This window comes from Psychrobacter sp. ENNN9_III (assembly GCF_001462175.1).
In the GTDB taxonomy this organism is placed as follows: domain Bacteria; phylum Pseudomonadota; class Gammaproteobacteria; order Pseudomonadales; family Moraxellaceae; genus Psychrobacter.
This window is the reverse complement of the sequence record NZ_LNUO01000161.1, coordinates 1-22,744: the sequence shown is the minus strand read 5'-3', so window position 1 is coordinate 22,744 and position 22,744 is coordinate 1. Positions and strand designations below refer to the sequence as shown.

Annotated in this window: 15 protein-coding genes; 13 read left to right on the top strand and 2 right to left on the bottom strand. The window is 43.9% G+C overall.

The genetic code is table 11. The features are described 5' to 3' along the window. Positions 1 to 2,601: penicillin-binding protein 1A (locus tag PENNN9_RS09905; protein ID WP_058369526.1), on the bottom strand; the 2,601-nt coding region annotated here is incomplete at its 3' end. 191 nt (positions 2,602 to 2,792) lie between these two features. Between PENNN9_RS09905 and PENNN9_RS09900 the strand changes: the two genes are divergently transcribed. The 11 genes from PENNN9_RS09900 (at position 2,793) to PENNN9_RS09850 (ending at position 19,955) form a co-directional block, all read left to right on the top strand. After that, the gene (locus PENNN9_RS09900; RefSeq protein WP_058369525.1) at positions 2,793 to 3,848 is read left to right on the top strand and encodes a pilus assembly protein PilM; all 1,056 of its coding nucleotides are present in this window, start codon (positions 2,793 to 2,795) and stop codon (positions 3,846 to 3,848) included. After that, complete coding sequence (locus PENNN9_RS09895) at positions 3,848 to 4,510, top strand: PilN domain-containing protein (RefSeq protein ID WP_227511789.1); 663 nt, start codon at positions 3,848 to 3,850, stop codon at positions 4,508 to 4,510. The genes PENNN9_RS09900 and PENNN9_RS09895 overlap by 1 nt, the downstream gene beginning before the upstream one ends. Further along, positions 4,494 to 5,210 carry a type 4a pilus biogenesis protein PilO gene (locus PENNN9_RS09890; protein ID WP_058369524.1) on the top strand — a complete coding sequence of 239 codons (717 nt, stop codon included), beginning with the start codon at positions 4,494 to 4,496 and terminating at the stop codon, positions 5,208 to 5,210. The genes PENNN9_RS09895 and PENNN9_RS09890 overlap by 17 nt, the downstream gene beginning before the upstream one ends. Position 5,211: 1 nt before the next feature. Beyond that, positions 5,212 to 5,745: a pilus assembly protein PilP gene (locus PENNN9_RS09885; protein ID WP_058369523.1), complete on the top strand. Its 534-nt coding sequence runs from the start codon at positions 5,212 to 5,214 to the stop codon at positions 5,743 to 5,745. Between the two features lie 27 nt (positions 5,746 to 5,772). Beyond that, complete coding sequence (gene pilQ / locus PENNN9_RS09880; protein WP_058369522.1) at positions 5,773 to 8,166, top strand: type IV pilus secretin PilQ; 2,394 nt, start codon at positions 5,773 to 5,775, stop codon at positions 8,164 to 8,166. A 167-nt stretch (positions 8,167 to 8,333) separates the two neighbouring features. Then, a complete protein-coding gene (aroK, locus tag PENNN9_RS09875; RefSeq protein ID WP_197409098.1) occupies positions 8,334 to 8,969 on the top strand; it encodes a shikimate kinase AroK in 636 nt (211 codons plus the stop codon). Between the two features lie 60 nt (positions 8,970 to 9,029). Continuing rightward, on the top strand, positions 9,030 to 10,112 hold the full coding sequence (gene aroB / locus PENNN9_RS09870) for a 3-dehydroquinate synthase (protein ID WP_058369528.1): 1,083 nt from the start codon (positions 9,030 to 9,032) through the stop codon (positions 10,110 to 10,112). Between the two features lie 92 nt (positions 10,113 to 10,204). Further along, positions 10,205 to 11,296, top strand: coding sequence for a hypothetical protein (locus tag PENNN9_RS09865; protein ID WP_058369521.1), 1,092 nt, complete (start codon positions 10,205 to 10,207; stop codon positions 11,294 to 11,296). Between the two features lie 945 nt (positions 11,297 to 12,241). After that, positions 12,242 to 16,705 (top strand): glutamate synthase large subunit, encoded by a 4,464-nt coding sequence (gene gltB / locus PENNN9_RS09860; protein ID WP_058369520.1) that lies wholly within the window; start codon positions 12,242 to 12,244, stop codon positions 16,703 to 16,705. 169 nt (positions 16,706 to 16,874) lie between these two features. Then, entirely contained in the window at positions 16,875 to 18,296 is a 1,422-nt protein-coding gene (locus PENNN9_RS09855; protein ID WP_058369519.1) for an FAD-dependent oxidoreductase, read from the top strand. Between the two features lie 423 nt (positions 18,297 to 18,719). Next, positions 18,720 to 19,955 carry an FUSC family protein gene (locus tag PENNN9_RS09850; RefSeq protein ID WP_058369518.1) on the top strand — a complete coding sequence of 412 codons (1,236 nt, stop codon included), beginning with the start codon at positions 18,720 to 18,722 and terminating at the stop codon, positions 19,953 to 19,955. A gap of 85 nt (positions 19,956 to 20,040) precedes the next feature. Here PENNN9_RS09850 and PENNN9_RS09845 read toward each other — a convergent pair whose 3' ends face one another. Then, positions 20,041 to 21,186 (bottom strand): ABC transporter substrate-binding protein, encoded by a 1,146-nt coding sequence (locus PENNN9_RS09845; RefSeq protein WP_256713802.1) that lies wholly within the window; start codon positions 21,184 to 21,186, stop codon positions 20,041 to 20,043. Between the two features lie 279 nt (positions 21,187 to 21,465). On the opposite strand from PENNN9_RS09845, the gene PENNN9_RS09840 reads away from it, so the two are divergent. After that, on the top strand, positions 21,466 to 22,266 hold the full coding sequence (locus PENNN9_RS09840; RefSeq protein ID WP_256713803.1) for a 3-oxoacyl-ACP reductase: 801 nt from the start codon (positions 21,466 to 21,468) through the stop codon (positions 22,264 to 22,266). Between the two features lie 108 nt (positions 22,267 to 22,374). Then, on the top strand, positions 22,375 to 22,638 hold the full coding sequence (locus PENNN9_RS09835) for a hypothetical protein (protein WP_058369516.1): 264 nt from the start codon (positions 22,375 to 22,377) through the stop codon (positions 22,636 to 22,638). The last annotated feature ends 106 nt before the right edge of the window (positions 22,639 to 22,744 follow it).

The window sequence follows — 22,744 nt, the reverse complement described above, 5'->3', positions numbered from 1 at the left end:
AGGGGGCATGCGCTCTGCTGGCGTTACTGACAGTGGGTTTTGGGGAACGCTGTCATTATCCTCGTTGTTTTCCTCATTAGGTTCGGGAGCTTTACGCTGCTGCGGCTTAGGTGTCACTGGTTTGGCAACATTACTAACGTAATCGTTTTCCTCATCAGGATCGACGATGCCACTATCAGTCATCTCTAAAATACGCTGTTGCTGCTTTTTTGATTTTGCACGGTTATTAACCGAAACCCATTGATACGGCTGGTCTTTTAATTGCTCTCTCATAAAGTCCATCCATACTGGTAACGCTGCTACGCCTCCATATTCACGGCGCCCAAGTGTGGATGGTTGATCAAAGCCTATCCAAACCACAGTCGCACTGGTTGGATGAAAACCTGCAAACCAGGCATCTTTGGCTTCATTAGTAGTACCAGTTTTACCACCGATATCGCTACGACCTAGAGCTTTTGCACGTACCGCTGTACCGCGTTGTACGACATCGCGCAAAATATCAGCCATCTCAAAAGCAACCCTTGGCTTTAAGATGCGTGGAGCTTGGCTTGCATGTAAGTATTGTACTGCAGGTGCCTTTAGACGATCTGCTTGAGGACTGGCGTCATAGACACTTAAGTTATTAGCATCGTCTGCTTGTTTGGTTTCTTCTTCCAAATCCTCACCAGTTATTGATTCATCGCTAGATTCAATCTCTGTATTTTCATCTTCAGTTGACTGGTTATACTCTTCAATCAGTTTGGCATTAAGGCTTTCAACTTGTGCATTAAAGCACAGTGCGCAAGCTTGTTGCGGATTTGCTTGAAACAATAACTTATTGTCATAATTGTAGATTTGTTCAATAAAATAAGGTTGAATACGATGGCCGCCATTGGCGAAAGTGGCATACGCAGTGGCCATTTGTAACGGTGTCGCCTGTCCAGTACCAAGCGCTAGTGATAGGGTGGTTGGTAGCTTTTCTTTGTCCAGTCCAAACTGATCTAGCAAATTACGCGCATCCGAGATGCCAATAGCTTGTAGCAAACGAATAGAGACTAAGTTGCGTGATAGATATAGACCTCGGCGTAAAGTAATGTCACCTAAAAAACGTTGGTCAGAGTTTTTTGGTTTCCATTCACCTACTTGGATAGGACGATCTGAGACAATACTATCTGAGCGATAGCCTTTTTCTAGAGCAGCTGTATAGACCAATGGCTTAATCGTTGAACCTGGTTGACGCCAGCCCTGCAGGGCACGATTAAACTTACTGTGATTAAAATCAAAACCGCCAACTAAAGCTTCAACAGCTCCTGTATCAGGATTTAATGAAACCAAACTGCCTTGTACTTCTGGTATTTGTGCCAGTTTCCAACCACCGCTATTGGTTGGCATGAGGCGAATAATATCATCTTTATTTACAATTTGTTGAGCGTTACTTGGGTAATAACCAAAACGATCCGCTGAAAAATATTTACGTGCCCAGCTCATGCCCGACCAGTTGACCGTAACGTTTTCACCAGATGGCATTAATGCTTCAAAGCTACGTGAGTTAACTTTGGTGACTTTAGCTGGGTACATTCCGCCATAACGTCGAAAGTCCTCTAAAGGTTCATCATTCGCTTCTGCGCCGCGCCAGCCATGGCGATGATCGTAGGCTATTAGACCTTTTGATACAGCTGCTTCAGCCGCTTGCTGTGATTTACTATCAACAGTAAGACGAACGCGCCAGCCTCCATTAATAACTTGTTCACCATAACGATTAACTAAAGCATACCGAGTCATCTCTGCCAAGTAAGGCATATTGACATCAAGCTTTTCTTGATAAAGTTTTAGACCAATAGGGGCGTTTATTGCTTCACTATGCTCAGCATCACTGATATAACCAAGCTCATGCATGCGCCCAATGATCCAGTTACGGCGGGTAAGTGCACGGTCAGGGTTGGCAACCGGGTTATACTTTGAGGGTGCTTTAGGTAGGCCTGCTAGCATAGCCATTTCAGCAGTGGTCAGATTTTCTAGCGACTTGCTATAGTATTTTTTGGCTGCTGCACGAATACCGTAAGCTCCTTCTCCAAGATAAATCTTGTTGACATACAGTGTCAAAATATCGTTTTTACTCAGCTCATCTTCCATTTTACGCGCTAAAAACAGTTCGGTTAATTTTCTGTTTAAAGTACGCTCAGGACTCAAAAAATAATTTTTGGCGACCTGCATGGTAATAGTAGATCCACCTGTCTGACCTTCATCATCAGTGACCGCTTCGGTAACAGCGCGACCAAGACCCTTAATACTAATACCACTATGTTGAAAGAACGAAGAGTCTTCTGCAGCTAAGAATGCATTGGTCAAATCTTTAGGAATTTCTTCAAAGGTAACTGGCAATGATAAGCGATTGCCGTATTGGCCAATAAGCTTGTCGTCGCTGCTATATATCTGCAGGGGCATCTCAAGGCTGGCTGTTTTTATTTCTTGTGTGCTGGGTAAGGTTGGCGACAAATACATAGCCATACCGTAGAAGCCAATTGGCACAGTTAATGCAAGGATAACTGCAAGTGCTAGACAGGCAATAACAATCCCCACCAAAAAGTGAACGAGGCGAGCAGTAGCGTTTCTTTTGGTCATAATTAGGCTTATCAAATAAAATTTGCAACAAATATCCCATTATACAGTGAACAAAACAGACAGGTCATCCTAAAAGTGTAATTTATCCAAACTGAATCTTTAAATACTTGAATATGTCTGTTAAGTAAAGTATTGTATTAAATTATTACTGATAACTATCAGAACGTAACTATATATAAGGTAAAGCGTCTGTGAGGCTACTTACTTCTAAAAAACGACATTTAGTCGGAATAGATATCTGTGCCACCTCCGTAAAGCTAGTTGATATACGGCGTCAGCAAGGAATATTTCACCTTAAGTCATATGGAATTGAGGGGCTGTTACCCGGCACAGTCGTTGATAAGCTTATTGTAGATACTGAGGCGGTTGGTGATGCTATTGCTCGCTTGGTAAAACGTTGTCAGATAACAGGTAGCAGTGGGGCTACCGCTGTTACAGGCTCGGCAGTTATTACCAAGATTATTGATATGGATAGGGGGCTGAGCGATATCGAACGTGAAGCTCAAATACGTCTGGACGCTGATCAATATATTCCTTACCCACTAGAAGAAGTCAATCTAGACTTTGAAGTACTAGGTCCTTCATTGGTTGACGACAACTTGGTACAAGTTCTACTTGCTGCGTCGCGATCAGAAAACGTTGATCAACGTGTTGATGCGCTAACCTTCGGCGGTCTAAAAACCAAGATTATGGATATTGAGTCGCACGCGATAGAGCGGGCGTTTGGATTGATGGCAGATAACTTACCCAATATGCCAGAATTGGTCGCATTGGTCGATATCGGACATAATCAGACTACCTTATACATCGCAAAAAATGGTGAGTTTGTCTATAGCCGTGAGCAATTGTTTGGCGGGTCACAACTAACAGAAGCCATTCAAGATCGCTACGGTTTGTCGTTTGAAGAAGCCACAGTTAACAAACGTGAGCGTGCTCTACCTGATGATTATTATCCAGAAATTCTAACGCCTTTTATCGAAAGTACTATCCAGCAAATCACGCGCTCTTTACAGTTTTATTTTTCTTCTAGCCAATACAATAGTATTGATCATGTAGTGCTTGCAGGCGGTAGTAGCTCTATTCCAGGTTTATGGAGCATGGTACAGCAAAAGCTTGATGTGCCAGTGACTGTCGCCAATCCTTTTATCAATATGACCATAGATCCCTATATAGACAATGAGCAATTAGAGGCTGATGCCCCAAGCTTACTAGCTGCCTGTGGCCTTGCGTTAAGGAGCTTTGACTAATGGCTCGTATCAACCTATTGCCATGGCGGCAAGAAGAACGCGAACGTAGTAATAAAGAGTTTATTACCTTAGTAGTCGCAGTGACTTTGCTGGCATTACTGTCTGCATTTGCAGCTTGGAGTTATTTTAATAATGAGCTTGAAGAGCAGCGCGATGCCAACACTCTTATTGAACAAGAGAATGTACGTTTGGATACGGTATTAACCGAAATCGACAGCTTGGAGCAGCGCCGAGAAGATATTATTTCACGGATGCAAGTGATTCAGGACTTACAAGGGCGACGTCCGGTACCAGTTCGTCTATGGGATGATATTGCCAAGGCCATACCTTCTGCTCTGTACTTAAATAACTTAAAACGCGAAGGAGAGCTTCTCACCTTAACAGGGCTGGCAGACAATCCGAATGTGGTATCAAGCTTGATTCGTAATCTAGATGGCAGTGAGTGGATGGATAACTCTGCTGTACGTAATATCCAGCAAAATATTACTGCTTATCAGCCAGAAATAGCATTAAATGAAACTGTCAACTCTGGCGAAAGACCTCGTCCTATATACCTGAAGACAGCTATGTGCAGTTTGTTGTCACAACGCAAGTTCAGTCAGAAAGCTCCAACATTGATGAGGGCGCAGAGTCTGGAGGTGAGTTGTGAAGCTTATCCGTAAAAAAACGCTAATTAAGTCTAAAAAAACTGCAGTAAGCAGTAAGAAGCAATTTAATTTCAATGATTTTCGTCGTAGCTTTGAGTCTTTAGATACAGAAAACTATGGCAGTTGGCCAATACCCGTTAAGGTAACGGTACTTATATTTATCGTTGCTTTTATTGCAGCCCTAGCTTGGGCGTTGCCTATCAGTAGCAAAATCGATGCGATCACTGCGGCTGAAAGTGAGCAACAAACGCTACTTGATAGCTATCGTCAAAAAGAGTCACGTGCACGTCATTTAGAAGCTTATAAAGCTCAAGTAATCCAAATGGAGACAGAGTTCAATACCTTACTTGACCAGTTACCCAAAGATACCCGTGTGTCGGAGCTGGTAGAAGGTATCAATATGACGGGTGTCGGTAGCAATATTCGCTTTCAAGATATTTCTGTAGAGCCTGAAATAGAAAACGAGTTTTTTATTGAGCAGCCTATTCGCATTGCAGCTTTGGGTGAATACCATCAGTTTGGTAGCTTTATTAGTGGTCTTGCAGCGTTACCACGCATTATCACCATGCATGATTTTGAAGTCAGTAATCCGCAGCCGACACTAGAGGCCATACCAGAGCTAAATCTAGTGCTACAAACCAAGACTTATCGCTCAAAAGAAGTGGTAGATGAGGTAACAACGCCAGCCACTGACGATACTGCAGGGGGCAAATAGTATGGATATTAGAAAATTCTCAGCCCTGTTTACATTAAGTATGGCAGCTATATGGTTGACTGGCTGTACTGATCGCATTGGTATGGCGGGACAGGCGATGAGTGAGATTCGTAACTCACCTTCGCAGCCAATCGAGCCACCGCCAAAAGCAGAGCTAGTAGAGGATTTTGTATATAGTGCAAGCTTAGTGCGTAGCCCGTTCTTGCCACCAAGTCTCATTAATGTACAAGGACCAAACATACCGTCAGATGGTGTGCGCCCTGATATTACGCGAATCAAACAACCACTTGAACAGTATGATATTGCGCAGCTTACCTTTCGTGGCGTATTGATATCTCCTGAAGGTCAACAGTATGCATTGGTCCAACGTCCAGATGGTTCGGTTGCTAACGTTAAAGTAGGCGATTATCTTGGACTAAACGACGGCCGTATTGTTGAAATCACGCCGACCCAGATTAATTTGATTGAAATTGTGCCAGATAGCCGCGCCGGGTTCATTGAAAGACCTCAGTCGTTGGTCTCACCTATAAATTAAGTTGGCAGATTTTTTGAGGAATAAGTAATGACAGTACGCAATAATAGGGTAATGGCGATGAGTAACCGTATGTCTTCTGCCTTTGCAATACCTGCGTTGGCAATCAGTATGATTGCCATTAGTAGTACAGCTTATGCAGTAGAGCGTATCAACAACGTCTCTGTAGTACAGACTGCACCTGCGGTAACTCAGCTGCGTCTAGGATTCAATGGTGCGCCAGTACTGCCTGCAGCTTATCAGCTGAATGATCCTAGTCGTTTAGTTTTGGATTTTGAACAAGTGCAAAATGGTCTAGCCAGCAGATTTAGCAATTACAATATCGGTATGGTCAATGATGTCACAACGTTGAGCAATGATAGTACCACACGTTTGATTGTGGGATTAAAGCAGAGCGGCGACTATACGACTGCTGTTGATGGCAATGACTTACTCCTTACTATTACTGATCCAAATCGTGTAGTGCCCAATAGCCCAACTATAGCTACTGTACCTGTTACTACAGCCTCTAGAGCTTTAACAAAACCAAATACTACTCTGATTAACGACAATGCGCTTACTACGACAGCGATTGTGACACCTATTGTCGAAACCAGTAGCGTTGGAGTCACCCCTGTAGTTACCGGCTCAGAAGTCATCAAGGTGCAAGCGCCTACTGATACTATGGTTGTTCGTGTTAACCCATTATTAGATCCGAGGCTGGCTTCATCGCAAGTTAGCAAACAATATAGTTATGATGGTCTGAGTGCATTGAATTTTACTGCGGGCAGTAATGGTGGCGGTAACGTTAGTATTGTCCTTGCCAACGAGGCCATTCCAGTAGATGTACAGCGCCAAGGTAACAAGTTGGTGGTACGTATGACTGGCAGCACAGTACCTCGGAATTTATTGCGTCGTTTAAACATCAATAGTGGTCTTGTAGATAGTGTTGATACTAAAAACCAAGGTCAAAGTGGTGTTATTACGATTAACATGACTGGTGATTATGAGTATCAAGCATATCAGTCTGGTAATCAGCTAAATATCAGCATTAGCACACCTGAGTTATTGCGTGAACCGACGCTTGAAGAAAAGGTCTATAGTGGCGAAGCACTATCTATGGAATTTCAAGATGTTGAGATTCGTAGCGTACTAGATATTCTAGCGCAATTTACTGATATGAACATTGTTGCTAGTGACTCAGTTAGTGGTAGTATCACACTTCGTCTCATCAACGTGCCTTGGGACCAAGCCCTTGATATTATTCTAAAAAGTAAAAATTTAGATAAGCGAGAGAACGGTAATGTTATATTAATCGCGCCGTCTATTGAACTGGCAGCGCAAGAGGCCCAAGAGCTTGAAGCTCAACAAGCTGTCGAATCCTATGCACCATTACGCACTGAGTATATACGTTTAAGCTACGCCAAAGCACAAGATGTGTTCAACCTTATCTCTCAAGGAAGTGGTCCATCTGGCGGTAGCTCAACCAGTAGTCGCGTAGAAGATAGCAACAGCTTGTTGTCCAATCGCGGTACGGTAACGATTGATGAGCGTACCAATACACTAATCGTCAAAGATGTGGCTGATAGTATTGAAAATATTCACAGACTTATTAGTAAAATTGATATTCCAGTACGTCAAGTTATGATTGAAGCGCGCATTGTTAGTGCCTCTGATAGCTTTAGTAAAGAGATCGGTGTACGGTGGGGAATTTTATCTAATGGTGCAGCCAATAACCGTAACTTACTGGTCGGTGGTAGCAATCAAACTCTATGGGACCTTAAAGACTTCGATGTGGAGACGACGACAGTCAATGGTCAGACCGTCTCTTATCCTTCCTATGATATCAGTCGTCCTGACAATCTAAACGTCGATTTGGGGGTGGCGAATCCTGCAGGGAGCATTGCTTTTGGTCTACTGGCTATGTCAGATATTATGCTAGATTTAGAGTTGTCCGCACTGCAAGCAGACAACCGCGGTGAGGTTATTTCTACTCCTAAAATCTTAACTGCTGATAAACAAACGGCCAAGGTTTCATCTGGTACACAAATTCCTTATCAAGAAGCGTCAGCTAGCGGGGCAACATCTACCAGCTTTAAAGAAGCAGCGCTAAGCTTAGAAGCTACGCCAAATATTACACCTGATGGCAAGATCGGCTTGCAGTTAATGATTACTAATGGCACGCCAACGATCATCAATAATCAGGTTGCTATTGCAGAAGACTCTATCTCTACCAATGTGATTGTAGAAGATGGACAAACCATCGTACTTGGAGGCGTCTTCAAAAACCGTGTCTCTAATGGCGTGGATAAAGTTCCATTCTTAGGAGACTTGCCTTATATTGGTCGCGCATTCCGTAAAGACGTCCGTAGCAACGCAAAAGAAGAGCTGCTTATTTTTGTCACCCCAAAGCTTATCAATGATGGTATTAGCCGTTTGGATTAGGGTTGTTTTGTTTACAGGTCACAAGCCATAAAAAAGCGAGCCTAAGAGCTTGCTTTTTTATGGTCTATAATTTAATAAAATCTAATTTTACTGATAATAAACCCAGCTCATTACTAGCCAGAATAACGATGACGTTGTATGATGGTTAATTTATCTGAGTGAGTGCTATGTTGGAGGAATTGCCATCGGTATTCTTAGTTGGGCCGATGGGAGCGGGGAAAACCACTATTGGCCGGTTGCTAGCTAAGCAGCTAGGACGAGAGTTTGTGGACAGTGACTGGTATATCGAGTCACAAACAGGTGCTGATATTGCTTGGATATTCGCAAAAGAAGGCGAAGTAGGGTTTCGGGCACGTGAGACACGAGCAATCGATGAGTTGACTCAGCGTCAGCATATCGTTCTTGCAACAGGTGGCGGCGCGGTTATGGGCGCTGACAATCGAAAGTTTTTGCATCAGCGCGGTATTGTGGTTTATCTAAATGCACCTGTAGATGTACAAATGGCACGCACTGCTAAAGATAAGTCGCGTCCATTATTGCAGCAACCCAATCCTAGAAAAATACTACAAGATTTGTATAGCATTCGCGATCCACTATATAGACAAGTGGCACATATTGTATTGCCGACTGGTCATACTTATCCTCGGCATATGGTCAATCAGCTGTTACAGCAGTTGAAGAGTTTTTTGGTGTCTGTAGGTACAGATTTAGAGTCAACAACACCAAAAGAGCAAGTAACAGCTGGCAGCCAAGCAGAGACCAGAGTACAGACGGATTCATTGCCAAAGCGGCCTATAGATTAGGAGTGCTTTATACCATCTGGTAATGAGCCGCAAATGGGCATATTAAATACAGGAACTTTTATGGCAGCGCCATTATTTAACGCAGAATTGATAGTTCACACTCAAAGCCATGATTATCCGATAGCTATTGCCGAGCAGTGCGATATAGCCACAAGCATTGCGCCTTATATTAATGGTCAGCAAGTATTGATTGTGACTAATGATACCGTTGCGCCTTTATATTTGCAGCGGTTACAAGAACAGTTAGCAGAATCATTTACCGTAGCTGTTTGCACACTTCCTGATGGTGAGCAGTATAAAAACCAAGATAGTATCAATCAAATTTATGATGTCTTGATGGCACAGCATTTTAATCGTGATGTAACCTTAGTAGCTCTTGGGGGCGGCGTCATTGGTGATATGACTGGGTTTGCAGCAGCAAGTTTTATGCGCGGCGTAGATTTTATCCAAATCCCGACCACGTTATTGTCGCAAGTAGACTCAAGTGTTGGCGGCAAAACTGGTATCAATCATGCGCAAGGTAAAAACATGATTGGCGCTTTTTGGCAGCCACAAATGGTGCTGGCTGATATGAGCACCCTCAAAACTTTGCCTGCGCGAGAGCTATCGGCAGGGCTCGCTGAAGTCATCAAATATGCATTAATTATGGATATCAAGTTTTTAGAATGGCTTGAGGTAAATCTACCTGCCATGATGCAGCTGGATCTGGCAGTACTTGGAGCGGCTGTAAAGCGCTGTTGTGAGTACAAAGCAGCCGTAGTGGCGCAAGATGAAAGAGAAGCTGGTATGCGAGCTTTGCTCAATTTTGGTCATACTTTTGGCCATGTGATTGAGACTCACGAAGGTTACGGTAGTTGGCTCCATGGTGAGGCCGTTGCCGCGGGCATGGTACAAGCGGCTCAGCTATCACAAATGATGGGCTGGCTAAGTGAAGCTGATGTGGCGCGGATCAAGCGCGTATTGTTGCTTGCTAACTTACCAATTGACCCTCCACCTATCACTGTTGATACGGCTTTAGAGCTTATGGGTCATGACAAAAAGGTGAAAGGCGGACAAATTCGTCTAATTTTGTTAAAATCAATAGGGCAAGCTGTGTTGACAGATGATTTTGATACGCAGCTACTTAACAATGTCTTATCGTAGACCACACTTATAACTATAGCGTAAGTCGTTAAGTATCTAAGTCAATATAGTTTTATCAACATGCTTTACCCTATTTTCCCAAGGAAACACCCATGGTCTCATCGAGCTCAACGACTCGTTCAAAACACACGTCATATCGCAGGCAGGCTTTGATGTGGCTGATGATGACTTTACTTTTAGGGGTCTTAACAGCATTGCTTTGGATGTTTAGTCAAACTCCTGCTATCGGTGCCAAAATTGAAAACGCGCCAATATCCGCGCCAGAAACACTCAGCACTGAGCTCAAGCAACCCTTATCTGTCGAAGCGTTGCATGAGCTTGATAACGACGTACAACCGATTAACTTTGAAGATACCATTCGTGATTTGCGCAACTATCCTGATGAGTTTAAAGACAAGCGCTATTTGCTAGCTAATAAAGGCAAATGGACTGTGCAAGTTATGAACGTAGCAGAAAATGAAGTCATTACCAGTTATCTAGAAGGTCGTGATGATCGTAAAAAGTTCTCGTACTTTCGTTACCGCGATGACAACAATCAACTGCGCTATATGTTGATTTATGGACTGATGAGTAGTCCGCAAGAAGCAGTAGGAGCGGCTAAGTTGGTTGATTTTGGTTTGCCAGCTGAAGTGCGTGTCTTGCCAGAAGAAATCAGCCGCTATGTCGGTATTGTCGATAATTATGAGCGTCCTGGACCTATTAAAGATCTGAGCACGAGGCGTTCAAGATCTGTCAGGTTGCAGCCAACTGAGCGTGAAGTACCTGTTCGCAAGACAGATGAAAGTTTAGACAGCAACGGAGCTGGGAGTCAAGGGACCAATAACAGTACGGCTGAAAGTATCCGTCAATCAGAGGATACCTCTGCAACTTTGGCAGTTAACGAAGAGCGTACCGTGATTACTGAAGGTGAAGGAAGTAATTCAACACCTACCGCTAAAAACGAAGACAATACGCGTAACTCTGAGTCAGAAACCAAAAGCTTACCAGTGGTTCCGACGCCAAAACCACCAAGTGCGGCAAATAGCAGTGAGAGAAACAATACCAGTTCAGGGGCTGGTAATAAGAGCGCCAATAACGAAACCGTTAAAAGCCCTAATGCTGAACCAGCTAAGAACAACAACGCGGGAGCCGCTAAAAACAACAATGATAGTATTAAAGAGCTGATAGAAGAGAAAACTGACTAGCATTTTATAAGATGATCCATGGTGCTTTTATCACCATTTGATATGCCTGCAAGACGCAAGTTTTGCAGGCTTTTCTATGGCGATTTGACAAAGGATTTATTGGTCAGCTTGGAGAGTCGCTGTGTTTTAGATGTTGATTATCAATAATAGACCAATAACGGATATAACTCATTTTAAGATAGCAAAAGTATATGGCGAATAAAAAATAACTCAGCAGTATTTTATAAGTATTTTTAATACTCTTAGTTACGTGCTTTAATACTAAAAGTTTGAAATCATTCTTAATACCATAATTAAATTAATTAATAGAAAAGACTAGATTTTTCTACAATCATTAACTAATATGAATATGGGTGACGCTCTGTAGAGTTACTGTAAAGCAGCTATTTTGGTTGGCATCTGTTTTATGCTGTTGTAGCAAGCTGTTATGGTAATGTCGTTGCTTCAAGCGTAGTGACTGACCATTTATATTAAGTTTATAAAAAATGGTAGTACAATTTCTCTTATCCTCCTCCTTCCTAAGGTTGTTAAGGCGCTTGAATGCAAAGTGTCTGATATTCAAACTCAATTGAAAACCGTGTTTTTAGGCTTTCAACCAGTCAGTTGTTGATCGATATATGTGTCATATTGATGCTTATAACTAAAAGCTATAAATAGCTGCAAAGCAAAGAACAACGTGCTAATGCTTTAACGCTTAGCATTTCATCGACGCTCTTATCTTGCTCCTATTAATGCTTAACAGCCGTCTATTTAGTAGCCTGTATTTAAATAAATGCGACAGTGATGAGTATTTTGTCACTTTCAAAGCGCTAAAACCTATTGTTAATCGCATCATTTATTTATCCGGAAATATGAGTATTTATCATTAACCCGTTCTGCCTACGGTATTCAGCCTATGTTCTGCATTGGATACATATGCTGCCCGTTCACTTAAAAGGACTCGCCATGTCAATGATTTCCTCCCATACGCATTTGGCCACGCCAGATGACTTCTCTGATAACTGTGGTTTTGGTTTGATTGCTCATATTGAGGGTCAAGCCAGCCATGATCTGGTCAAGACCGCTATTCATAGCTTAAGTTGTATGACCCATCGCGGCGGTGTTGCTGCCGATGGTAGAACTGGTGACGGTTGTGGACTACTATTAGCAACGCCTACTGATTTCTTTCAAAAGGTCGCCACCGAGCAGCAGCTTGTGCTCAATGACAATTTCGCTGTCGGTATGGTCTTTGTCAATGTAGATGACGACAAAGCCCAGCATAGCCAGCAAATACTTTCTGAAGAGATTACTGCACAAGGTTTAGATGTGGTTGGCTGGCGTGATGTGCCACTTGATTTGAGTATTGTCGGTGAGATTGGCCGTGAAACATTGCCTGATTTTAAGCAAGTGTTTGTCAATGCGCCTGATGACTTGGCTGCAGATGATTTTAATCGTAAGTTGTTTGTGGCACGTAAAAAAGCAGAGCAACGACTGGTTGATGATGAGCTGTTTTACGTATGCTCGTTGAGCTCTCAGACGATTATCTATAAAGGGTTGGTAATGCCATCAGATTTGCCAGCGTTCTTTTTGGACTTACAAGATGAACGTTTGGCGTCCCATATCGTCGTATTTCATCAGCGTTTTTCAACCAACACCTTACCGCGCTGGCCCCTTGCGCAGCCGTTCCGCTATCTGGCTCACAATGGTGAGCTCAACACCATTACGGGTAACCGCAACTGGTCAGAGGCACGTACACCAAAGTTAAAATCAGAAAAATTGCCAGACTTAAATGAGTTAACGCCATTGGTCAATCGCACAGGCTCAGACTCATCGAGCTTAGACAATATGCTTGAGGTGCTGATGTCAGGCGGTATGAATCTTTTTCATGCCATGTCGATACTTGTGCCCCCAGCTTGGCAAAATGTCGATAGCATGGACATGGACTTGCGCGCGTTTTATGAGTTTTACTCGCAGCATATGGAGGCGTGGGACGGTCCAGCGGGTCTTGTGATTCAAGATGGACGCTATGCAGTCTGTATGCTTGATCGTAATGGTTTACGACCCTCACGCTGGGTCACGACCAAAAACGGCTATATCACGGTTGCCTCTGAAGTGGGCGTTTGGGACTATGATCCTAAAGATGTGCTAGCAAAAGGACGCGTAGGCCCAGGTCAGATGCTGGTTATTGATACGTTAACTGGTCAAATTTTAGATACTAAAGCCATTGCTACTTTACTCAAAAAAGCGCACCCGTACCGTAAGTGGCTGCGTGAAGAAGCAACACGTATTCGCGATGATGAACGCTTAGAAGAAGAGATAGCAGCGCAGGCATGTCGCGGTGACACTTTAAAAGCACTGCAAAAAATGTATCACATTACCAATGAAGAGCGTACTGAAATTATTCGTCCCAATGCCGAAAATGGTCAGGAGCCTGTCGGTTCGATGGGTGATGATACGCCAATGGCGGTGTTATCGCAGCAAATTCGCCATGTTGGAGATTTCTTTCGTCAGCAGTTTGCACAAGTAACCAACCCGCCGATTGATCCACTGCGTGAGTCAATCGTCATGTCGTTGCAAACGTGTCTTGGTGCTCAAACCAACGTATTTGCGCCATCAGAAAAAGACGCGCACCGTATTATTTTATCGTCGCCAGTATTATCAGCTAGCAAAATGCAGCAGCTTGAAACCTTGGATGATCCAGCGTTTAAAATGGCGCGTATTGATCTAAACTATGATCGTACGTTAGAGCTGTCTGAGGCTATCAACGCTATTTGTGAAGAGGTGGCACGCGCTATCCGTGCTGGTCATACGTTGATTGTGTTGTCGGATAAAAATATTAATGCGGATAAAGTACCTGCCAATGCCATAATGGTGACAGGCGCGGTGCATCATTATCTGATTGCCCAAGGTATCCGTACTGATGCCAACTTAATCATCGAGACCGGTCTGGCACGTGATTCGCATCAAGTAGCGGTATTAATTGGCTTTGGCGCGACCTGCATCTACCCATACTTGGCGTACGACGTCATTGATGATTTGGTCGCAACGGGTGAGCTGCTTGGCGATCCGATTCAAGCACGGGTAAATTTTCGTAAAGGCTTGGATAAAGGCTTACTAAAAATCCTATCAAAAATGGGCATCTCCACCATCGTCTCTTATCGCGGTGCACAATTATTTGAAGCCGTTGGTCTCTCAGAAGAAGTGGTGAGTTTATGCTTTAAAGGCGTGCAAAGTCGCATTAAAGGCGCTACCTTTGCCGATCTGGCAGCGGACCAAGCGCAATTAGCGGCCAATGCCTTTAAACGCCGTGCACCACTTGATCAAGGTGGCTTGCTAAAATTCGTCTTTAATAAGGAATACCACGCCTTCAATCCTGACGTAATCAATAGCTTACATACAGCAGTTCGTACTGGTGACTACGACAATTATCGTCAGTATGCCGACTTGGTTAATAGTCGTCCGATCGCGACCTTGCGTGATCTGCTGCAACTAAAAACGGATAACAGTATTGATGTCAATGAGGTCGAAGATACTGCAAAGATTTTAACTCGCTTTGACTCCGCTGGTATGTCATTAGGGGCGCTATCGCCCGAGGCGCATGAATCAATCGCCATGGCAATGAATACTATTGGTGGCCGTTCAAACTCAGGGGAGGGCGGTGAAGATCCAGTACGTTATGGCACGCTGCGTAACTCAAAAATCAAGCAAGTGGCCTCTGGGCGTTTTGGCGTTACGCCTGCGTACTTGCGTTCAGCAGAAGTCATGCAGATCAAAGTCGCGCAGGGTGCCAAACCGGGCGAGGGTGGTCAGCTGCCAGGCGGCAAGGTTAATGCCTTGATTGCCCGTCTGCGTTACTCTGTACCTGGAGTGACACTCATCTCACCGCCGCCGCATCATGATATTTATTCTATTGAAGATCTTGCTCAGCTGATCTTTGATTTGAAACAAGTTAATCCAGATGCCTTGGTATCAGTTAAATTGGTCTCGCGTCCAGGCGTTGGTACTATCGCAACAGGTGTGGCAAAAGCTTACGCCGACTTGATTACCATCTCAGGGTATGATGGCGGTACCGCAGCCTCACCACTGTCCTCTATTCATCACGCCGGCTCGCCATGGGAGCTGGGTCTGGCTGAGACGCATCAGTCGCTACGTGTCAATGGTCTACGCGATAAAGTGCGCGTACAAACTGATGGCGGTCTCAAAACAGGCCTTGATGTGGTAAAAGCCGCTATTCTTGGAGCAGAAAGCTTTGGTTTTGGTACCACACCGATGATTGCGGTTGGTTGTAAATACTTGCGTATTTGTCATCTAAACAACTGCCCGACAGGGGTTGCCACGCAAAAAGCTAAGTTACGTGACGAGCACTTTATTGGTGAGGCTGAAATGCTTATCAATTTCTTCAAATTTGTGGCAACTGAAACGCGCGAATGGCTCGCCGCTCTTGGTGTACGTAGCATGGAAGAACTGGTCGGGCGTACAGATTTGCTTGACGTATTAGAGGGCAATACCGACAAACAGCGTCATCTAGATTTAACGCCATTATTGTTTAGTCATCCTGCCAGTAGCGGTAAAGCGCAAACTTGTCAGGTTGAGCGTAATGAGCCGTTTGATAAAGGCTTGCTGGCTGAGCAGATGATTAGTGATATGCTGATTAATATCCGTAAAGGTAGTGGCGGTGATTATAGCTACTATGTCGGTAATTGTGATCGCTCTATCGGCGCGCGTATCTCCGGTGAGATTGCGCAAGTATGGGGCAATCTTGGCATGAGTGATATGCCAATTAAACTGCATTTGACGGGTACTGCAGGGCAAAGCTTAGGCGTTTGGAATGCAGGTGGCTTGCACATTGAGCTTGAAGGTGATGCCAACGATTACGTCGGTAAAGGCATGGCAGGCGGTGAGATTGTGATTTATCCGCCAAAAGACTCAAGCTTTAGCGCACAAGAGACTGCTATTATTGGTAATACCTGTCTCTATGGTGCAACAGGCGGCAAGCTATACGCGGCAGGTACAGCAGGCGAGCGTTTTGGGGTACGAAACTCTGGCGCTCACGCGGTCATTGAAGGCACAGGCGATCACTGCTGTGAGTATATGACAGGTGGCATTATTACTGTTCTTGGACGCACTGGTCTTAACTTCGGTGCGGGTATGACGGGCGGTTTTGCTTATGTACTTGATATGGAAGGCGACTTCTTTGATCGCTGTAACCATGAGCTGATTGACTTAAACCGCATATCGAGCGAGCAAACTGAAGAACATCGTATTCATTTGCATCAAGTCATTGAAGCTCATGTGGATAAGACAGGTAGCGCCTGGGGTCAGACGATATTGGCTGATTTTGAGCATTATGTTCGTAAGGTATATTTGGTTAAACCCAAAGCGGCCAACATTGCAACATTGCTTAAGACCACAACGGCTGATCCACAATAACTTGCGATTCGCTAAGGTTTAATTACACATTTAAGAGATTACCTCTCACTGCGCTGATATTGTAGGTAGGTAAGTGACAGTATTAATAGGTCTATTGACCTAATGTAGACGGCACACGTCAACTGTCACTACCCACTATAGAAAGCCCTATATAGAAGAGTAAGGCATTATGGCAAAACGCTTAGATAATAGTTTCCAATTTTTAGACGTACCGCGGCTTGAGCCGAACAAAAAAGACATTGCGATGCGCTCGACAGAGTTTGTCGAAATTTACAAACCGTTTGAAAGTGAATCGGTGGCGCAGCAGTCGCATCGTTGTCTTGAGTGCGGCAATCCCTACTGTGAATGGAAATGTCCGGTACACAACTACATTCCTAATTGGCTTAAACTGGCGACCGAAGGCCAAATATTTCAGGCAGCAGAGCTGTGCCACCGTACCAATACTTTACCCGAGGTCTGCGGACGTGTCTGTCCACAAGACCGCCTATGTGAAGGTGCTTGTACGCTGAATGATGGCTTTGGCGCTGTAACCATTGGCAATGTCGAAAAATACATTAACGATACGGCTTTTGCGCTTGGCTGGCGACCTGACATGTCAGATGTCGTCTGGACAGATAAAAAGGTCGCCATCATCGGTGCAGGGCCGGCAGGTCTTGGTTGTGCAGACATTTTGGTGAGAAATGGTGTAAAACCAGTCGTCTATGACAAACGTCCTGAGATTGGTGGCTTACTGACCTTTGGTATTCCAGAGTTTAAAATGGAAAAAGACGTCATGCGCAATCGCCGCGTCATCTTTGAAGGTATGGGTATTGAGTTTCGTCTCGAGACAGAAATCGGAGTTGATATCAGCATCGATGAGCTGTTAAGTGATTATGATGCGGTGTTTATGGGTATGGGCACGTACACTTATATGCGTGGCGGCTTTGCTGGTGAGGAGTTGGACGGCGTCTATGATGCACTAGATTACTTGATTGCCAACGTCAATCGTTGTAACGACTGGGAAAAAGATGCCGACGAATATATCGATCTAAAAGGCAAAAAAGTGGTGGTATTGGGCGGCGGTGATACGGCTATGGACTGTAATCGGACCAGTATTCGTCAAGGTGCAGAGCAAGTGGTCTGTGCCTATCGCCGCGATGAGGAAAATATGCCAGGCTCACGTCGTGAGGTCGTCAATGCTCGCGAAGAAGGGGTTGAGTTTTTGTTTAATCGCCAACCAACCGAAATCATCGGCTTAAATGGTAAGGTCAACGCGGTAAAAGTCGTTACTACTCATTTGGGGGCCCCAGATAACCGAGGACGTCGTCGTCCCGAGCCAATTCCTAACTCTGAGGAGATTATCCCTTGTGATGCGGTCATTATGGCCTTTGGCTTCCGTCCTAGCCCTACAGAATGGTTTGAGACACAGCAAGTGGCGTTAGACCCTACAGGACGCGTTGTCGCTTTAGAAGAGCAAACCTATAAGTTCCAAACGCAAAACCCTAAGATTTTTGCTGGAGGTGATATGGTACGCGGTTCTGATTTGGTCGTGACCGCCATCTGGGACGGTCGCCAAGCGGCTGAGGGTATTTTGGATTACCTAGAAGTATAGCTTTTAAAACAAGTCCTCTATGTAAAAATGCGGTAAGTATCGAAGAGTAAGTAAGTACATAAGTTTTGTCTATTTTGTACCCGCGTGCTTTGACCTTTAACGTCTTTTATCTTTTAATAGATAAAAGGCGTTATTTTTTGATGGTGAGTGAAGAGTTATAGTTAATTCACTCTAAAAATGTTATGGCAAAGCTGATATAAATTTTTGCAGCCTCTGTCTGCGCAGGCACAGCAAGCAAGAAAATTTCTATCGGCTTTGCCTACAGATAAAATACATGACACTTTTAGTTAGTATTGACTATATTAAATAGTAGCTGTCCGATCCATGGCTACGTAGCCAATCATCATCCAATTAATACTGTCTATTAAAGTTCTCTATTATTGTTATTTTTAGATTTTTATTATATAAAAAGAGTGATTCCAATTGAAACCGACTTTATGGCAACGATTTACCGCCCCACTTGTTGAGCCTTATGCGCGTTATCAACATGCTGACGTATTGCATGCGATACGTTTGGGCACAGCGGTGCTGACTGCGCTATTGTTGAATGAAGTTACCAATCTGCCGCATGGAGAGTGGACGACCATTACGGTGTTTGTCATTTTGGGTTTATTGCAATACCAAGGTGCAATTTATACTAAAGCAAAAGAGCGCATATTAGGTACCCTACTTGGTGTGGGCGTTGGACTTGGGTTTTTGTGGTTAAGCCAAGACATTGGTAATTGGATGTGGATATATTACTTACTTATCGGTATCATCAGCGGTATCATCGGTTATGTGGCAGTCAAGCAGTTGGGTTATATTGGTCTATTAACTGGTATTACCATGCTGATGATTGTTTCAAGCCCTGACCAAAGCAGTATCAGTCAAGATGGTCTGTACCGTGCCTTTAACATTTTGCTGGGCGCTGGAGTAGCAGTGGCGGCGACCTTAGTTTTACCCCTCAAGTCTACTTTGATGTGGCGTTTTTTGCTGGCAAGCAATCTTGAGACCTGTGGTAATCTATATGCCGGAGTCGGTAATCATATTGATGCTGACGTTTTGGTGCCCAAACCATTTAAATATACCAAGGCCACCAGCTCAGCAAGTCTTATTTATCCTACCAGTAGCTCCGTCCCTGATACACCAGTCAATAAAGCGTTGGTTAAGGCGCTACAAAAAATCAATAAGCGACTATTAGCGGTACGCCCGCACATTGCTGCGACAGAAAGAGAGTCGGGCATTGACAAAGAAACTTTGGAGACCATTCAGCGTACGCATCGAAATATTATCGGGACAATTGATTTATTACTAAGTGCCGCGCCGCGCCTAGCTAACATTGAAATTGATGATGAAAATCATATCCTATTGATTCATTATCAACATGAGCTGACCCAAGCCATGCTACACATGGCAGCAGTGCTGCGTAGCCCAAGTGATGAGGTGTTTCGGCCGATCACGCGTATCGCCGTATCAGATTATCCAAGTGTGCAAAATTTAGGGTTTGAATGGCAAGGCTATTTTTGGCTAACCCAAACCTTGCAAGTGCAATTACAGCGACTCAGTGATTTATTACAGACAACCAAACCGCAATGGTTTGCAGCTTCCGGTCTTCGTTACCAGCGACGCGAACAACGTCGAATCGAAAATAAAGGCGGCGAGACAGATCTACATCTATAAAAAACGCTAACCTTTAAAGTCAGCGTTTTTATGCTTATGCAACCAATTAATACGTGGGTTAATCGTTAAATAGAACGAAGTTGTATTAACGACCAGTTTTTAGCTTATCCCAATACTGTTGATAGACTTGTAGCGCTTCATCGCCCACATCTTCTTGGAACTCAGCTTTTGCCAGTACTTCTTTACTTGGATAAATGGCTGGATTGTTTTTTACTTCATCTGACATAAGCTCACGTGCCGCTACGTTTGGTGATGCGTAGCCGATCTCTTCACTAACGATTTTAGCGTTCTCAGGACGCAGCAAATAATCGATAAATTGATGGGCCGCGTCTACTTGTTTGGCATTTTTTGGAATGACAAAGTTGTCCATCCAAAGTATTGCGCCTTCAGATGGGTATTTGTAAACCAAGCTCGTTAGGCCCTCGTCATTGGCCATGACCGCTTCACCATTCCATGTCATACCAAGTGCAGTTTCGCCTTCAATATAGGGCATGCGCGTTGCATCTGAATTAAAGGTTTTGACGTTAGGCATTAAAGCGGTGAGCTTATCATAAGCCGCTTTAATCTCATCAGGATTGCTACTATTACCTGAGTACCCAAGCGTGAGTAGTGCCATGCCAAACACTTCACGCACATCATTGGTCAGCATGACTTGACCTTTGTAATCAGGGTTCCATAGGTCATCCCAGCTATTGACGGTCGCAGGATCAACGCTATCGCCATTGATGGCAAGCCCAGTACTGCCCCACATATAAGGGATAGAGTATTTGTTCTCAGGATCGACTTTAGTATTGGTAAACGAGGTATCTAAGTTACTAAAGTTACTGAGCTTTGACTTATCGATTTCTTGCAACAGGCCTTCATTTGCCATTTTTTCGACATAGTAAGTTGACGGCACAGCTAGGTCGTACTGACTAGAGTCGTCAAGCAGTTTAAGCTTGGCATACATCGCTTCGTTAGAGTCAAAGGTGGTGTAATTAACCGAAATACCTGTCTCTTCCTCAAAGCCATCAAGAATCTCTTGTGGCATATACTCTGACCAGTTATACAAGTTTAGGGTCTCATTGCTGGTAGCAGTACCATCAGTTGCAGCATTGTCAGAGTTACTACAGCTGGCAAGTGCCAAGCCGACAGCGGCGGCTAACAATGCTTTAGGCACTACAAGACTCATACGTCTGGCAGCGTGAGTAGAGACTTGTGAGGGTAGGTGTGAAGGTGATAAATGAGACAAAGTAGCTCTCCTAAATGGACAAAAAAGTAAAAATTGAGACATGTTAAGCAATGAGCTGCAATTTGACAGCAGTAACTATACTGTTATGGTCATCGTAAGCGATTATTTAAAGGGTAGTAGTCCGAATTTGTCTGGTTTTGATGTAAAGGTCATAGATGCGGTTGGGCACTACGATAACCGACAACCATGATATGATTGTCATCACTAAAAGCTTAGTAACTTTTAAATCTAAAACTTTATACACCCTAATATCTTAATAACATTACATAAAGGATGGATATGATGAGTCAGACCAGTACGGTTATTCCAGCGCTCTTAACTGGCAAAGTCGCCATCGTTACTGGCGCCAGTCGTGGCCTTGGGGCCCAGATTGCTCAGCAAATGGCTGCAGCAGGCGCTCTCGTCTGCGTGAACTATCTCAACAGTAAAGCCGCTGCTGACAAAGTAGTGGCAGACATTGAGGCGACTGGTGGACAGGCATTTGCTTATCAAGCGGATGTCACTGAGATTGAGCAGGTCAAAGCAATGGCCGACGAGGTCATTGCTCGTTATGGTCGCATCGATATCTTGGTCAATAATGCTTTGCCAAGTTATCAGTTTGATCCCAGTGCTGATTACACCAGTATTGAAACTGTCAAATGGACACACTTTTCTCAGCAAATGGATGGTATCGTCAAGGGCGCTGTTAATACAGTGCAAGCAGTATTACCACAGATGAAAGCGCAGCAAGTAGGCAAGATTATCAATATCTCAACCAACCTTGTTTATAATCCGGTCGTCACTTATTACGACTATACGACGGCTAAATCTGCATTGATTGGGCTGACACGTAATTTGGCCGCGGAGCTGGGCAAGTATGGCATACGCGTGAACTTGCTGGCAGGTGGACTGTTAAAAACCACGGATGCAAGCAGTTTAACGACTGAAGAGGTATTTGATTATATTGCCACCACCACACCATTACGACAAGCGACTTCAGTGGCTGACTTTGCCAATTCAGTGTTGCTAATGGCATCTGATTTGAGCTTAGCTATCACAGGGCAGTCCATCGCTGTCGATGGTGGTTTAACAATGCCTTAACAACACTTTAGTATGTTGGTGCTACACCTTGAATGCTATAAAACTTATAAAATTAGAAGAATCATGGCTTAATATAGTCAGTTTTTTCAAAATTAGAAGAGAAAAAATATGAATAACCGCAAACGTGCTGGGATTATTGCTGCATTAATTGGACTAGCAGGTTTTATGGCGATGTTTAATGCAGGTTCTCCGACCTCTATTGTGGACTGGCCAGTTGAGACCTATATGGGGATGGCCTTTACGATTGGCTGGTTAAGTAGCATGCCCAATTGGTTGGCTTATGTATTGGCAGCGTTGGTGCTTATTCTTATGATCGTAGGATTTTATAGATTTGGCGGCTGGATATATAGTTTGGTAACTCATAAACGTTAGGTGCTGGCGCAGTACTGTTTTCAATTTAACTCTTTTATTATGAAATGACGGTACTTAATTAACCCTTACATACTATTGATTGGCGATAGATTAGAAACATTCTAAT

Excerpts from the sequence above, each read along its gene's own strand:
- PENNN9_RS09835 (WP_058369516.1), top strand. The coding sequence starts at position 22,375 with ATGAATAACCGCAAACGTGCTGGGATTATTGCTGCATTAATTGGACTA.
- gltB (WP_058369520.1), top strand. The coding sequence starts at position 12,242 with ATGTCAATGATTTCCTCCCATACGCATTTGGCCACGCCAGATGACTTC.
- pilQ (WP_058369522.1), top strand. The coding sequence starts at position 5,773 with ATGACAGTACGCAATAATAGGGTAATGGCGATGAGTAACCGTATGTCT.
- PENNN9_RS09895 (WP_227511789.1), top strand. The coding sequence starts at position 3,848 with ATGGCTCGTATCAACCTATTGCCATGGCGGCAAGAAGAACGCGAACGT.
- aroK (WP_197409098.1), top strand. The coding sequence starts at position 8,334 with ATGTTGGAGGAATTGCCATCGGTATTCTTAGTTGGGCCGATGGGAGCG.
- PENNN9_RS09840 (WP_256713803.1), top strand. The coding sequence starts at position 21,466 with ATGATGAGTCAGACCAGTACGGTTATTCCAGCGCTCTTAACTGGCAAA.
- PENNN9_RS09885 (WP_058369523.1), top strand. The coding sequence starts at position 5,212 with ATGGATATTAGAAAATTCTCAGCCCTGTTTACATTAAGTATGGCAGCT.
- aroB (WP_058369528.1), top strand. The coding sequence starts at position 9,030 with ATGGCAGCGCCATTATTTAACGCAGAATTGATAGTTCACACTCAAAGC.
- PENNN9_RS09855 (WP_058369519.1), top strand. The coding sequence starts at position 16,875 with ATGGCAAAACGCTTAGATAATAGTTTCCAATTTTTAGACGTACCGCGG.
- PENNN9_RS09865 (WP_058369521.1), top strand. The coding sequence starts at position 10,205 with ATGGTCTCATCGAGCTCAACGACTCGTTCAAAACACACGTCATATCGC.